Origin of the sequence: Stutzerimonas kunmingensis (assembly GCF_021432085.1) — a bacterium.
Classification (GTDB): domain Bacteria; phylum Pseudomonadota; class Gammaproteobacteria; order Pseudomonadales; family Pseudomonadaceae; genus Stutzerimonas.
In genome coordinates this window covers 4,629,187-4,642,882 of record NZ_CP090366.1, presented here as the reverse complement: position 1 = coordinate 4,642,882, position 13,696 = coordinate 4,629,187, and the positions used below count along the sequence as shown (strand labels likewise).

The 13,696-nt window shown below is 63.2% G+C and carries 11 protein-coding genes and 1 pseudogene; 8 read left to right on the top strand and 4 right to left on the bottom strand.

What is annotated here, in order from left to right:
* Positions 1–43 precede the first annotated feature (43 nt).
* Positions 44–1,417, bottom strand: coding sequence for a glutamine synthetase family protein (locus tag LW136_RS22135; RefSeq protein WP_014822170.1), 1,374 nt, complete (start codon positions 1,415–1,417; stop codon positions 44–46).
* A 240-nt stretch (positions 1,418–1,657) separates the two neighbouring features.
* Here LW136_RS22135 and LW136_RS22130 point away from each other — a divergent pair, with 240 nt between their 5' ends.
* The 8 genes from LW136_RS22130 to LW136_RS22095 all read left to right on the top strand — a co-directional run bounded on the left by LW136_RS22130 (position 1,658) and on the right by LW136_RS22095 (position 10,953).
* Positions 1,658–2,404 carry a gamma-glutamyl-gamma-aminobutyrate hydrolase family protein gene (locus LW136_RS22130; protein ID WP_234174230.1) on the top strand — a complete coding sequence of 249 codons (747 nt, stop codon included), beginning with the start codon at positions 1,658–1,660 and terminating at the stop codon, positions 2,402–2,404.
* Positions 2,405–2,446: 42 nt separating this feature from the next.
* Positions 2,447–3,805, top strand: coding sequence for a glutamine synthetase family protein (locus tag LW136_RS22125; RefSeq protein WP_044314247.1), 1,359 nt, complete (start codon positions 2,447–2,449; stop codon positions 3,803–3,805).
* 86 nt (positions 3,806–3,891) lie between these two features.
* Positions 3,892–5,250, top strand: a complete 1,359-nt coding sequence (locus tag LW136_RS22120) for an aspartate aminotransferase family protein (RefSeq protein ID WP_234174229.1) — start codon at positions 3,892–3,894, stop codon at positions 5,248–5,250.
* Positions 5,251–5,467: 217 nt separating this feature from the next.
* Entirely contained in the window at positions 5,468–6,565 is a 1,098-nt protein-coding gene (locus LW136_RS22115) for a polyamine ABC transporter substrate-binding protein (protein ID WP_046618193.1), read from the top strand.
* 207 nt (positions 6,566–6,772) lie between these two features.
* Entirely contained in the window at positions 6,773–7,858 is a 1,086-nt protein-coding gene (locus LW136_RS22110) for a polyamine ABC transporter substrate-binding protein (RefSeq protein ID WP_125897974.1), read from the top strand.
* A gap of 151 nt (positions 7,859–8,009) precedes the next feature.
* On the top strand, positions 8,010–9,161 hold the full coding sequence (gene potA, locus LW136_RS22105) for a polyamine ABC transporter ATP-binding protein (RefSeq protein WP_234174227.1): 1,152 nt from the start codon (positions 8,010–8,012) through the stop codon (positions 9,159–9,161).
* The gene (locus LW136_RS22100) at positions 9,158–10,054 is read left to right on the top strand and encodes an ABC transporter permease subunit (protein ID WP_014822163.1); all 897 of its coding nucleotides are present in this window, start codon (positions 9,158–9,160) and stop codon (positions 10,052–10,054) included. Before potA ends, LW136_RS22100 begins: the two co-directional genes overlap by 4 nt.
* Positions 10,051–10,953, top strand: coding sequence for an ABC transporter permease subunit (locus LW136_RS22095; RefSeq protein WP_234174225.1), 903 nt, complete (start codon positions 10,051–10,053; stop codon positions 10,951–10,953). Before LW136_RS22100 ends, LW136_RS22095 begins: the two co-directional genes overlap by 4 nt.
* Before the next feature lie 200 nt (positions 10,954–11,153).
* On the opposite strand, the gene LW136_RS22090 is transcribed toward LW136_RS22095, so the two are convergent.
* The 3 genes and pseudogenes from LW136_RS22090 to LW136_RS22080 form a co-directional block, all read right to left on the bottom strand.
* On the bottom strand, positions 11,154–12,410 hold the full coding sequence (locus LW136_RS22090; RefSeq protein ID WP_234174223.1) for an NnrS family protein: 1,257 nt from the start codon (positions 12,408–12,410) through the stop codon (positions 11,154–11,156).
* Entirely contained in the window at positions 12,404–13,228 is an 825-nt protein-coding gene (locus LW136_RS22085) for an ABC transporter ATP-binding protein (protein WP_234174221.1), read from the bottom strand. Before LW136_RS22085 ends, LW136_RS22090 begins: the two co-directional genes overlap by 7 nt.
* Positions 13,225–13,665 (bottom strand): annotated as a pseudogene (locus tag LW136_RS22080) (ABC transporter permease); the annotation flags it as partial. The pseudogene LW136_RS22080 and the gene LW136_RS22085, both read right to left, overlap by 4 nt.
* Between the last annotated feature and the right edge of the window lie 31 nt (positions 13,666–13,696).

Below are 13,696 nucleotides of genomic sequence, written 5' to 3'. Positions count from 1 at the left end.
GCAAACCGCCGTGGCGGTCGCCCCGCTGCACGCGGGCCTGCGGCTAGACGGTATGCAGATACCAGTTGTATTCAAGATCCGAGATCGAGTGTTCGAACTCGGCCAGTTCGCTCTCCTTGCAGGCGACAAAGATGTCGATGTAGTCCGGGCTGATGTAGCGCGCCATGATCTCGCTGTCGTCCAGCTCGCGCAGGGCGTCGCGCAGGTTGGTCGGCAGGCTCTGCTCGACCTGCTCGTAGGAGTTGCCCTCGATGGGGTCGTCCGGCTCGATCTTGTTGGTCAGGCCGTGATGCACCCCGGCGAGGATGCCGGCGAGCAACAGGTAGGGATTGGCGTCGGCGCCGGCGACCCGATGTTCCACACGCACGGCGTCGGGGCTGTCGGTCGGCACGCGCAGCGCCACGGTGCGGTTGTCCATGCCCCAGCACGGCGCATTGGGCACGTAGAACTGGGCGCCGAAACGGCGATAGGAATTCACGTTGGGACAGAGGAAGGCCATCGAGGCCGCCATGGTCTGCTGCAGGCCGCCGATGGCGTGACGCAGCGGCTCGCTGTCCAGCGGATTCTCGGTGGCGAATATGTTGTTGCCATTCTTGTCGAGCAGCGAGATATGCACGTGCAGCCCGTTGCCGGCCTGGCCCGGATAGGGCTTGGCCATGAAGGTGGTGTCCATCTCGTGGTCGTAGGCGATGTTCTTGATCAGGCGCTTGAGCAGCACCGCGTAATCGCACGCCTTGATCGGATCGGCGACGTGATGCAGGTTGACCTCGAACTGCGCCGGGGCGCTTTCCTTGACGATGGCGTCGGCCGGAATGCCCTGTTCCTTGGCGCCTTCGAGAATGTCCTGCAGGCAATCGACGTACTCGTCGAGATCGTCGATCAGATAGACCTGGGTCGAGTGTGGGCGCTTGCCGGAGATCGGCGAGCGCGGTGGCTGCGGCCGGCCGTTGATGTTCTCCTGATCGATCAGATAGAACTCGAGCTCGAAGGCGGCACAGATGGTCAAGCCCAGCTCGTCGAACTTGCTCACCACCTGGCGCAAGACCTCGCGCGGGTCGGCGAAGAAGGGGTCGCCGTCGCGCTCGTGCATGGTCATCAGCAGCTGCGCAGTGGGACGCTTCTGCCAGGGTTCCTTGCACAGCGTGTTGGGGATCGGGAAACAGGTGCGGTCGGAGTCGCCGATATCCATGCCCAGGCCGGTGCTTTCAACGGTGATTCCGTTGATGTCGAGGGCGAACAGCGAAGCGGGGAGGTTGATGCCCTTTTCGTAGACCTTGTGCAGGCTGGCGCGCTCGATGCGCTTGCCGCGCACGACTCCATTCATGTCGGTGATCAGCAGATCGACGTACTGAACCTCCGGATGTTCCTTGAGAAATGCGTTAGCTTCGTTGAGCTGAACGGCACGCGGCGGGGCCATGATGAATTACCTTAATTGTTAAAAATTTCAATCATCAGATGCTTGTCTGGGAGTCAATCGAAAAGCCTGTTCACTGTCAATAGTAGCCCGCCAGCGCCCCATGAGTGCCCACAATGGGCCTTTTTTGGGGCATCTCCGGTGCGCTGAATCCATCGCGCACCGGGCTAATGCTCGGGCTATTGTCTATAAAAATGAACAAGACTACTCTCCGGTATGCCCCATTCGAACAACGAGTATCCCATGCCTCGCAAGCCTCTGATCGGCGTTTCGGCCTGTACCAAGCAGATCGGACATCACGGTTTCCACATCGCCGGTGACAAGTACCTGCGTGCCGCGGCGATTGCCGGTGTGCCGCTGGTGATTCCGGCGCTGGATGAGCTGATCGACCCGGCGGCCCTGCTGGAGACCTTCGATGGCCTGCTGTTCACCGGCTCGCCTTCGAACGTCGAGCCACACCACTATGGCGGCCCGGCGAGCGAGACGGGCACCCATCACGATCCGCTGCGCGACCGTCTCACCCTGCCGCTGATTCGCGCGGCTGTCGAGGCGGGCATCCCGGTGTTCGGCATCTGCCGTGGGTTTCAGGAAATGAACGTGGCCTTTGGCGGCAGCCTGCACCAGAAGGTTCACGAAGCCGGCCCGTATCAGGACCACCGCGAACGTCCGGACGATCCATTGGAGGTGCAGTACGGACTCAGCCATCCGCTGCACGTGCAGCCGGGCGGGCTACTCGAGCAGCTGGGCCTGCCGGCGCAGATCCAGGTTAACTCGGTGCATGGCCAGGGCGTCGAGCGGCTTGGAGCCGGTCTGCGCATCGAGGCGCTGGCGCCGGACGGACTGATCGAGGCGTTCTCCGTCGAGCAGGCGCGCAGCTTCGCCCTCGGCGTGCAGTGGCACCCGGAGTGGAAGGTTCACGAGCATCCGCATTATCTGACGCTGTTTCGCGGCTTCGCCGAAGCCTGCGAGGCGCGCGCCCGACAACGCTGACGGCCGACCCAGGCGGCCCTCCCCAGCAACCCCGAGGTCAACATGAGTATCCAACTCGACCAGCTCACCGGCTGGCTGAAAGAACACAAGATCACCGAAGTGGAATGCCTGATCAGCGACCTGACCGGGATCGCCCGCGGCAAGATTTCACCAACCAACAAGTTCCTCGGTGAGAAAGGCATGCGGCTGCCGGAAAGCGTGTTGCTGCAGACCGTGACCGGCGATTACGTCGAGGACGATATCTACTACGAGCTGCTCGATCCAGCCGACATCGACATGTTCTGCCGCCCTGACCCGAACGCCGTATTTCTCGTGCCCTGGGCCATCGAGCCCACCGCCCAGGTGATCCACGACACCTACGATAAGATGGGCAATCCCATCGAACTGTCGCCGCGCAACATCTTGAAGCGCGTGTTGAAGATGTACGCCGACCGCGGTTGGCAGCCCATCGTCGCGCCGGAGATGGAGTTCTACCTGACCAAGCGGTGCGAAGACCCGGACCTGCCGTTCCAGCCGCCGATCGGCCGCTCAGGCCGCCAGGAAACCGGCCGCCAGTCGTTCTCCATCGACGCCGCCAACGAGTTCGATCCGCTGTTCGAGGACATGTACGACTGGTGCGAAGCGCAGGGCCTGGATCTGGACACCCTGATCCACGAGGAAGGCACCGCGCAGATGGAGATCAACTTCCGTCACGGCGAAGCACTGCACCTGGCCGACCAGATCCTGGTGTTCAAGCGCACCATGCGCGAGGCGGCGCTCAAGCACAACGTTGCCGCCACCTTCATGGCCAAGCCGATGACCGGCGAGCCAGGCAGCGCGATGCACCTGCACCAGAGCGTTATCGACCTCAAGACCGGGCGCAACATCTTCTCCAGTGAAGACGGCTCCATGAGCCAGCTGTTCCTGCACCACGTCGGCGGCCTGCAGAAGTACATCCCCGAGCTGCTGCCGATGTTCGCGCCGAACGTCAATTCGTTCCGCCGCTTCCTGCCCGACACCTCGGCGCCGGTGAACGTCGAGTGGGGTGAGGAGAACCGCACCGTGGGCCTGCGCGTGCCGGACTCCGATCCGCAGAACCGCCGCGTCGAGAACCGCCTCGCGGGCGCCGATGCCAACCCCTACCTGGCCATCGCCGCGAGCCTGCTGTGCGGCTATATCGGTATGGTCGAGCAGCTGCCACCGAGCCAGCCGGTCAAGGGCCGTGGCTATGAACGGCGCAACCTGCGCCTGCCGCTGACCCTGGAAGCAGCGCTGGAGCGGATGGAAACCTGTCGTGAGCTGGAGAAATACCTGAGCCCGAAATTCATCACCGGCTACGTCGCGGTTAAACGCGCCGAGCAGGAGAACTACCACCGCGTGATCAGCTCATGGGAGCGGGAATTCCTGATGCTGTCGGTGTAGGGCCGCTTCCGCCGGAGCCGGTCGTAGGGTGGATGACGCTTTTCTCGTCCACCGAACATGCACGAATTTTTATTGAGAGGTGACTGATGAGCGATTCGCAAACCCTGCACTGGCAAGCGCTGAGCCGCGACCATCATCTGCCGCCGTTCACCGATTACAAGGCGCTGAACGCCAAAGGCACGCGCATCATCACCAAGGCGTCAGGCGTCTATCTGTGGGACAGCGAAGGCCACAAGATCCTCGACGCCATGGCCGGGCTCTGGTGCGTCAACCTGGGCTATGGCCGCGAGGAGCTGGTCGAGGCCGCGACCAGGCAGATGCGCGAGCTGCCGTACTACAACCTGTTCTTCCAGACCGCCCACCCGCCGGCGGTAGCGCTGGCCAAGGCGATTGCCGACATCGCGCCGGCCGGGATGAACCACGTGTTCTTCACCGGCTCCGGCTCGGAGGCCAACGACACCGTGCTGCGCATGGTGCGCCATTACTGGGCGATCAAGGGCCAGCCGGCGAAGAAGGTGGTCATCGGCCGCTGGAACGGCTATCACGGCTCGACCATCGCCGGCGCCAGCCTTGGTGGGATGAAGGCCATGCACGAGCAGGGTGACGGTCCGATCCCGGGCATCGAGCATATCGACCAGCCCTACTGGTTCGGCGAGGGCGGCGACATGAGCCCGGAAGAGTTCGGCGTGCGCATCGCCGACCAGCTGGAGCAGAAGATCCTCGAGGTCGGCGAGGACAAGGTCGCCGCCTTCATCGCCGAACCGATCCAGGGCGCCGGCGGCGTGATCATCCCGCCCGAGAGCTACTGGCCGCAGGTCAAGGAAATCCTCGCGCGCTACGACATCCTCTTCATCGCCGACGAGGTCATCTGCGGCTTCGGCCGTACCGGTGAGTGGTTCGGCAGCGACTACTACGGCCTCGAGCCGGACTTGATGCCGATCGCCAAGGGCCTGACCTCAGGCTACATCCCCATGGGCGGCGTGGTGGTGCGCGACGAAGTGGTGCACACGCTCAACGAGGGCGGCGAGTTCTACCACGGCTTCACCTACTCGGGGCACCCCGTGGCCGCCGCGGTGGCGCTGGAGAACATCCGCATCCTGCGCGAGGAGAAGATCGTCGAGCGGGTGAAGACGAAGACGGCACCCTATTTGCAGTCCCGTTGGCAGGAACTGCTCGAGCATCCGCTGGTAGGCGAGGCGCGTGGCGTCGGCCTGCTCGGCGCGCTCGAGTTAGTGAAGAACAAGAAGACCCGCGAACGCTTTGCCGATCCCGGTGTGGGCATGCTCTGTCGCGAGCACTGCTTCCGCAACGGCCTGGTGATGCGTGCGGTTGGCGACACCATGATCATCTCGCCGCCGCTGGTGATCAGCGAAGAGCAGATCGACGAGCTGGTTGGCAAGGTGCGGTTGTGCCTCGACGCCACGGCCAAGGATGCGCTGGGTTGAGCCGTGCGGCGGCCCGCGCCAGCTGAGCTAAGGTTGTCGTTTGCACCGCTGTGCGTTCGGCTTGTTGAAAAGAGGGTCCTGACCTTGCCAGACTGCGCGCGTGCTGGAGGCCAGACCTGCCGAGGGGTGTGTCGATGCCGCCACACCGCCAGGCCGCCGCGTGTTCATGGCCTGTTCCACTGCCCCGACATTAATGATGACAACAGGAGCTGCACGGATGAATCCCTTCGCCAAGACACTACTTGCCATGACGCTGGCCGGCACCGTTGCCGGGGCTGCGCAGGCCCAGGAAAAGGTTCTGCACGTCTACAACTGGTCCGACTACATCGCCGAAGACACCCTGGAGAACTTCACCAAGGAAACCGGCATCAAGGTCGTCTACGACGTCTTCGACAGCAACGAAGTGCTGGAAGCCAAGCTGCTGGCCGGCAGCTCCGGTTATGACGTGGTGGTGCCGTCCAACCCCTTCCTGGCCAAGCAGATCAAGGCCGGCGTGTTCCAGAAGCTGGACAAGTCCAAGCTGCCGAACTGGGAAAACCTCGACAAGGACCTGCTCAAGGCGCTGGATCCGAGCGATCCGGGCAACCAGTACTCGATTCCCTACATGTGGGGCACCATTGGCATCGGCTACAACGTCGACAAGGTCAAGGCCGTGTTGGGTGACAACGCGCCGGTGGATTCCTGGGACCTGGTGTTCAAGCCGGAAAACATCGAGAAGCTGAAGTCCTGCGGCGTTTCCTTCCTCGATTCGCCGACCGAAATCCTGCCCGCCGCCCTGCATTATCTGGGCTACGCCCCGGACAGCGGCAAGGCCGACGAGCTGAAGAAGGCCGAAGAGCTGTTCATGCAGATCCGTCCGCATGTGGCCTACTTCCACTCTTCCAAGTACATCTCCGACCTGGCCAATGGCGAGTCCTGCGTGGCGATCGGCTATTCGGGTGACATCTATCAGGCCAAGGCGCGCGCCGAGGAAGCCGGCAACGGCGTCAACGTCGGTTACAAGATTCCCAAGGAAGGTGCCGGCAGCTTCTTCGACATGCTGGCCGTACCGGCTGACGCGAAGAACGTCGACAGCGCCCATGCCTTCATCAACTACCTGATGAAGCCTGAAGTCATGGCGTCGATCACCGACTACGTGCAGTTCCCCAACGGTAACGCCGCGGCCACCCCGCTGGTGGACGAAGCGATTCGCACCGACCCGGGCATCTACCCGAGCCAGGACGTGCTGAAGAAGCTGTACACCTTCCCCGACCTCGATCCGAAAACCCAGCGCGCCATGACCCGCAGCTGGACCAAGATCAAGTCGGGCCGCTAATACGACCGATCCGTTGCCGGGCCGCATGGAGCATGCGTACCGGCACCGGAGCCCGGTTGAGCGCAGCTCGTCGCGTAGCCACGTTCCCTGTCTTTTGTGATGCACCGACATTTGCATCAAATCTGTTGATTTTCAGAGGTTTTTCCAATAAACAGCCCGCCTTTCCCGCCGGGATCACGCGCGGCCTGTAACAAGAGGACTCATCCCATGCGCTCGACACTCAAGTCGTTGATCGTCGCCGCCGCCGTAGCCGGTGCGGCCACCGCCCAGGCCGCCTCCGTGCATATCTACAACTGGTCGGATTACATCGGCGAAACGACGCTGGAGGAGTTCGAGAAGGAGACTGGCATCAAGCCCGTCTACGATGTCTTCGATTCCAACGAAACCCTTGAAGGCAAGCTGCTGGCCGGCCGTAGCGGCTACGACGTGGTGGTGCCTTCCAACCATTTTCTCGGCAAGCAGATTCGCGCCGGTGCCTTCCAGCCGCTGGACAAGAGCAAGCTGCCGAACTGGGAAAACATCGATCCGGCACTGCTCAAGCAGCTGCAGAAGAACGATCCCGACAATGCCCATGCGGCGCCCTATCTGTGGGGCACCAACGGCATCGGCTACAACGTCGAGAAGGTCAAGGCCGCACTGGGCGTCGACACGATCGACTCGTGGGCGGTGATCTTCGAACCGGAGAACGCCGAGAAGCTGGCCAGTTGCGGCATCGCCTTCCTCGATTCGGCCGATGAGATGATCCCGGCCATGCTCAATTACCTGGGGCTCGACCCCAACAGCGAGAACGCGGCTGACTATCAGAAGGCCGAGGAGAAGCTCCTGGCCGTGCGGCCGCATGTACGTTATTTCCACTCGTCCAAGTACATTTCCGATCTGGCCAATGGCAATATCTGCGTCGCCGCCGGGTTCTCCGGTGATGTGTTCCAGGCCGCCGCCCGCGCCGAGGAAGCCGGCAAGGGTGTCGAGATCGCCTATGCCATTCCCAAGGAGGGCGCGAACCTCTGGTTCGACATGCTTGCCATCCCCGCGGATGCCAGCAATGTCGAAGAAGCCCATGCCTTCATCAACTACCTGCTGCGCCCCGAGGTGATTGCCGCGGTGAGCGACTACGTCGGTTACGCCAACCCCAATCTCAAGGCGGGCGAGCTGATGGACCAGGAAGTGCGTGGTGATGCGTCGGTGTATCCGCCGCAGGAAGTGCTCGACCGGCTGTATGTTTCCGCTGAGCTACCGCCGAAGACTCAACGTCTTTCGACCCGCTCCTGGACCAAGGTGAAATCCGGCAAGTGAACTCAATGGCCTGTTCCCGATTCGTCTGCGGCATTGCCGGTGACGAATCGGAACCGGCCGATCGGGAGCATGTCAGGCGACGCGCTCTCTGTAACGACCATTAAATGCCCGGCGCAGGCCGGCCAATCTTTTTCATTTCGGGAGTTCGCGCATGGCCGTTGCCTCCAGCGCCTACAAGAAAGCCCTCAGTGGCGAAAGCAAGAACAAGCAGGTGCTGCTGAAGATCGACCGCGTCACCAAGAAATTCGACGAAACGGTGGCGGTCGATGATGTCTCGCTGAGCATCCATCAGGGCGAAATCTTCGCGCTGCTCGGTGGCTCGGGTTCGGGCAAGTCGACCCTGCTGCGCATGCTCGCCGGCTTCGAGCGGCCCACCGAGGGGCGCATCTTCCTCGATGGACAGGACATCACCGACATGCCGCCCTACGAGCGGCCGATCAACATGATGTTCCAGTCCTACGCGCTGTTCCCGCACATGACGGTGGAGCAGAACATCGCCTTCGGCCTCAAGCAGGATGGCCTGCCGAAAGAGGAAGTCGAGGCGCGGGTGAAGGAAATGCTCGGTCTGGTGCAGATGACCCAGTACGCCAAGCGCAAGCCGCATCAGCTGTCCGGTGGCCAGCGCCAGCGCGTCGCCCTGGCGCGCTCGCTGGCCAAGCGGCCGAAGCTGCTGCTGCTCGACGAACCCATGGGCGCGCTGGACAAGAAGCTGCGCTCGCAGATGCAGCTGGAACTGGTGCAGATCATCGAGCGCGTTGGCGTGACCTGCGTGATGGTCACCCACGACCAGGAAGAGGCCATGACCATGGCCGAGCGCATCGCCATCATGCATCTGGGCTGGATCGCCCAGGTCAGCAGCCCGATGGATATCTACGAGACGCCGGCGAGCCGTCTGGTCTGCGAATTCATCGGCAACGTCAACCTGTTCGACGGCGAGCTGATCGAGGACATGGGCGACCACGCCGTCATCGCCAGCCCAGGCCTTGAGAACCCGATCTACGTCGGCCACGGCATCAGTACCCGCGCGCAGGATAAACAGATCACCTACGCGATCCGCCCCGAAAAGCTGCTGATCGGCACCGAACTTCCGGAACTGGAGCGCCCCGGCTACAACTGGGCCAAAGGCGTCGTGCACGACATCGCCTATCTTGGCGGCCACTCGGTGTACTACATCAAGCTGCCGTCCGGCGGTGTGCTGCAGGCCTTCATGGCCAACGCCGAACGTCACGTGAAGCTGCCGACCTGGGAGGAAGAGGTGTACGTGTACTGGTGGGATGACAGCGGCGTGGTGTTGCAGGCATGAAGCGCTCGCCCCTGAATACCGGGCGCCGACTGGTCATCAGCGTGCCCTTCCTGTGGCTGATGCTGTTCTTTCTGCTGCCCTTCGCCATCGTCCTGAAGATCAGCTTTGCCGAAGCGGATGTGGCCATTCCGCCGTACACCGACATCTTCGCCTACGCCGATCAGCAGCTGCAGGTACTGATCAACCTGGGCAACTACATCTTCCTCAGCGAAGACGAACTGTATCTGGCGGCCTATCTGGGCTCGCTGAAGATTGCCTTCTTCAGCACGCTGCTCTGCCTGCTGATCGGCTATCCGATGGCCTACGCCATTGCCCGTGCGCGCAAGGATCTGCAGACGGTTCTGCTGCTGCTGATCATGATGCCGACCTGGACCGCCATCCTGATTCGCGTCTACGCCTGGATGGGCATCCTCAGCAGCAACGGCATCCTCAACGGACTGTTGCAGGGCCTCGGCCTGATCGACGCGCCGTTGCAGATACTCAATACCGACGCTGCGGTATACATCGGCGTGGTCTACTCCTACCTGCCGTTCATGATCCTGCCGCTCTACGCCAACCTGGTGAAGCACGACCCGAGCCTGCTCGAGGCTGCGTCCGACCTCGGCGCGCGCAACCTCTCCAGCTTCTGGAAGATCACCGTGCCGCTGTCGAAGAACGGCATCATCGCCGGCTGCATGCTGGTGTTCATTCCGGTGGTCGGCGAGTTCGTCATCCCAGAGCTGCTCGGCGGTCCGGAGACGCTGATGATCGGCAAGGTGCTCTGGCAGGAATTCTTCAACAACCGTGACTGGCCGGTGGCCTCGGCACTGGCGGTGGTGATGCTGGCGATCCTGCTGGTGCCGATCATCCTGTTCAACCGGAACCAGGCGAAAGAGCTGGAGGGCAAGCTATGAAACGCTGGAGCTTTTCCAACCTGATCCTGGTGCTCGGGCTGCTGTTCATCTACCTGCCGATGGTCATCCTGATCATCTACTCGTTCAATGCGTCGCGGCTGGTGACGGTGTGGGGGGGCTGGTCGCTGAAATGGTACGCCGGCCTGCTCGACAACTCCCAGTTGATGGGCGCGGTAATGCGCTCGCTGGAAGTCGCGGCCTATACCGCGATTGCCGCGGTGGCTCTGGGCACGATGGCGGCTTTCGTCCTCACCCGTATCCCGGTGTTCCGCGGCCGTACGCTGTTCGGTGGCCTGGTCACCGCGCCGCTGGTGATGCCGGAAGTGATCACCGGTCTATCCCTGCTGCTGCTGTTCGTCGCCATGGCGCAACTGATCGGCTGGCCGGCGCAACGCGGGCTGGTGACCATCTGGATCGCCCACACCACGTTCTGCTCGGCCTACGTCGCGGTAGTGGTGATGGCGCGCCTGCGCGAGCTGGACCTGTCCATCGAGGAAGCGGCGATGGACCTCGGAGCGCGGCCGTGGAAGGTGTTCTTCCTGATCACCATGCCGATGATCGCGCCCTCGCTAGCGGCCGGCGGCATGCTTTCGTTCGCACTGTCACTGGACGATCTGGTACTGGCCAGCTTCGTCTCCGGGCCGGGTTCGACCACTCTGCCGATGGAGATCTTTTCCGCCGTGCGCCTGGGCGTGAAGCCGGAGATCAACGCGGTGGCAAGTCTGATCCTGCTCAGCGTGTCGCTGGCGACCTTTCTCGCCTGGTACCTCAGCCGCCGGGCCGAGAAGCGCCGTATTCGCGCGATGCAGCAGGCGATGGATGAGACCGCTGGCAATCCCACCTGGCGTCAGGTGATCGACAGCCGCAAGGTGCTGGTGCCGCCCTCGGCGCATACCTGATGATGGTTTGAGCAGCAAAACGAAAAGGGCGCATCGATGCGCCCTTTTCGTTTCAGATGGAGTGTCCCCTGCCGCAGAGCAGTAGGGTGAATAACGCGAAGCTTATCCACCGCCGCGCCTTCTCCGTCCCCGAGCCCGCATTCACGGCCCGGTTGTCTGTTCGCCTGCAGCGAATACCGCGTCCAGTTGCCGATCACCGCTCAGGTCCGGCAGCCCGAACCCGTGCTGTGTTCATCCATCGGTTCTTCACATCCCGTACCACCGTCCGGGCGCGGGCGCAGCCAGATCGGTGCCAGGTAGCGTAGCGCCAGGCCAAAGACTGTCAGCCAACCGAGCCCGGCGAGCATGTTCAGCAGCGGCACGGGAGCGCCCGGCAGCCCCGCACTGGCACGCAGCAGCGCGGCGAGCACCAGCAGGCAGGTCGCTATCGGCACCCAGCGCCGCTGATCCAGTGCATAGCCACTGTGGGTACGCCCGGCGATGCACAGCACCGCGAGAATCGATACGCCCATGGCGCCAAGCGTCAGCAGATGGCGGCCTGCGCTGCTGGCAAAGCCGTCGGCTAGCAGCGAGACACCCAGTGCGCCATAGCCCAGCGCCATCAGCCAGTAGACGCTGTAGAGCATCAGCGACCAGCGCTCCAGCAGCGCTCGGCCGATGTGCCAGTCGTTGAGCAGATTGAACATGGCGGCGGCTGTGGCCAGGGCCAGCCAGCCGTTCAGCGGTGCCGACAGTGCCAGCCATTCGGCGAGAGTGAATAGGCTGATGCAGAAGATCGCCAGGTTGCGTCGTGGCGGACGCGCGCGGTAGTCATCGTCCACGTCGTGCCCGGCATCCCGGCGTGCCTGGATGGCGTCGTTGAGAATGCGCATGGAGATTCGGCTCATGGCCACCACGATCAGCACCATCATCACGCCGATGCCAGCGTACAGCCAGCGCATCGCGTATCGGTCGCCGACGGCATCGACATGAAAGCCCACGGTCACCAGCGCCAGTGCGCCGAGCCCGCCGAAGAAGCCGTACTGCCGGCGTAGCGGGTCGCCCAGCAGGCGTGGTGTGAGCAGCACAAGCAGAGCGATGGCGAAGGCACTGTTGAACAGCGCCGCCGGCCACGGCCCCATGACGCCGGAAAGCCAGAAGCTCAGCCTGGCGGCTAGCCACAGCAGTAGAAAGCCGAAACCCACATGCCGACCGAACGCTGCGGTAGCAGTGAATTCCGGCACCGCGGTGAGAACGAAGCCGGCGACTGCCGCCAGGCCGAAGCCGAGCAGCATTTCGTGGGCATGCCAGACCATTGGTCCACCCGGCACGCCTGGCAGCGGTATCCCGAAACCGAGAAAACCCAGCCAAAGTGCAACACCCACCACAGCCAGCAGCACGGTGGCGAGAAACAGCGGACGGAAGCTGCACAGCAGCAGCGACCAGTTGGCGAGTCGCGGCGATAAGGTTTTCAGCATCGTGAGCGCGCTCTGCTGGCGAGGGGTAAGGGGGCCGCCTCGCGAATGGCGGCTTTGGCGGCGCCAGGCAAGGTCTGCGGCGCGCGGCTGGCCAGGCCGAAACTTTCCCGCACGGCCGGCAACTGCAGCAACTCGGCGGTGTGTTGGTAGATCCAGGCATCGCTGCGCTGCACGGCTGGCAGATCCAGCTCAAGGTGACTGACGATGCGCCCCGGCGCCGCCGCCATGACCAGGATGCGGTCGGCCAGGCGCACGGCTTCCATCAGGTCGTGGGTGATCATCAGCACGCCCATGCCGCGTGCAGCCTGCTCGGCCAGCAGCAGGGCATAAAGGTCTTCCTTGAGGCCGATATCCAGCGCGGCGAAGGGTTCGTCGAGCAGCAGCAGATCCGGCTGCAGCACCAGCGCCCGCGCCAGCGACACGCGGCTCTGCATGCCGCCGGAAAGCTGGTGCGGAAACTTGCCGAGATCGCCTGCGGCCAGCCCCAGGCGCAGCGCGAGGGAACTGGCCTGCTGCAGGCGTTGCTGTCGCGCCATGCCTGCCGCCTTGAGCCCCAGGGCGATGTTGTCGAGCGTGGTTTTCCACGGCAGCAGCCGCGGTTGCTGGAACATGCTGGCGGGGTTGCCGAAACCGTTGTCGATGCGACCTTCCTGGACGTCCAGCAGCCCCGCGCAAAGATGCAGCAGGGTGGTCTTGCCGCAGCCGGAGGGGCCGACCAGGGCGACCACTTCGCCCGCCGCCAGGTTGAAGTCTATGCCGCTGAATATCTCGTCGCGACCGAAGGCGTGGGCCAGGCCGTGGATGTGCAATTGCGTCATGAAGACACCTCGCGCCAGCGCTCGACTTCGCGCTTGATCGGTTCCAGCAGCAGGTACTCCACCGCCAGCAGCAGACCGACCACCGCGGTGATCCAGGCCATGGTCGCGCTGGTATCCAGGTGCGAGCGTGATACCGCCAACGCGGCGCCGACGCCGTCCTGGGTGGCGAGTAGTTCGGCCATCACCACGATCTTCCAGGCCATGGCGAGTGCGGTGATCCAGGCCGGAAACAGGTAGGAGACGACGTGCGGCAGATAGACATCGAGCAACAGCATCCGCCGCGGCAGGCGAAATGCCAGGGCCATATCCTTTAGCTGGTTGTCCAGCGTACGGGTGCCTTGCAACGCACCGACGAACACCAGCGGAAAGCTGGCGATGAACACGGTGAACACCGGGGTGCCGTCGCTGGCGCCGAACCAGAGCATCGCCAGTACTAGCCCGCATTTCTCACAGCCCTGCGCATTGGGC

Excerpts from the sequence above, each read along its gene's own strand:
- LW136_RS22130 (WP_234174230.1), top strand. The coding sequence starts at position 1,658 with ATGCCTCGCAAGCCTCTGATCGGCGTTTCGGCCTGTACCAAGCAGATC.
- LW136_RS22135 (WP_014822170.1), bottom strand. The coding sequence starts at position 1,417 with ATGGCCCCGCCGCGTGCCGTTCAGCTCAACGAAGCTAACGCATTTCTC.
- LW136_RS22110 (WP_125897974.1), top strand. The coding sequence starts at position 6,773 with ATGCGCTCGACACTCAAGTCGTTGATCGTCGCCGCCGCCGTAGCCGGT.
- LW136_RS22100 (WP_014822163.1), top strand. The coding sequence starts at position 9,158 with ATGAAGCGCTCGCCCCTGAATACCGGGCGCCGACTGGTCATCAGCGTG.
- LW136_RS22120 (WP_234174229.1), top strand. The coding sequence starts at position 3,892 with ATGAGCGATTCGCAAACCCTGCACTGGCAAGCGCTGAGCCGCGACCAT.
- LW136_RS22125 (WP_044314247.1), top strand. The coding sequence starts at position 2,447 with ATGAGTATCCAACTCGACCAGCTCACCGGCTGGCTGAAAGAACACAAG.
- LW136_RS22085 (WP_234174221.1), bottom strand. The coding sequence starts at position 13,228 with ATGACGCAATTGCACATCCACGGCCTGGCCCACGCCTTCGGTCGCGAC.
- LW136_RS22115 (WP_046618193.1), top strand. The coding sequence starts at position 5,468 with ATGAATCCCTTCGCCAAGACACTACTTGCCATGACGCTGGCCGGCACC.
- potA (WP_234174227.1), top strand. The coding sequence starts at position 8,010 with ATGGCCGTTGCCTCCAGCGCCTACAAGAAAGCCCTCAGTGGCGAAAGC.
- LW136_RS22090 (WP_234174223.1), bottom strand. The coding sequence starts at position 12,410 with ATGCTGAAAACCTTATCGCCGCGACTCGCCAACTGGTCGCTGCTGCTG.
- LW136_RS22095 (WP_234174225.1), top strand. The coding sequence starts at position 10,051 with ATGAAACGCTGGAGCTTTTCCAACCTGATCCTGGTGCTCGGGCTGCTG.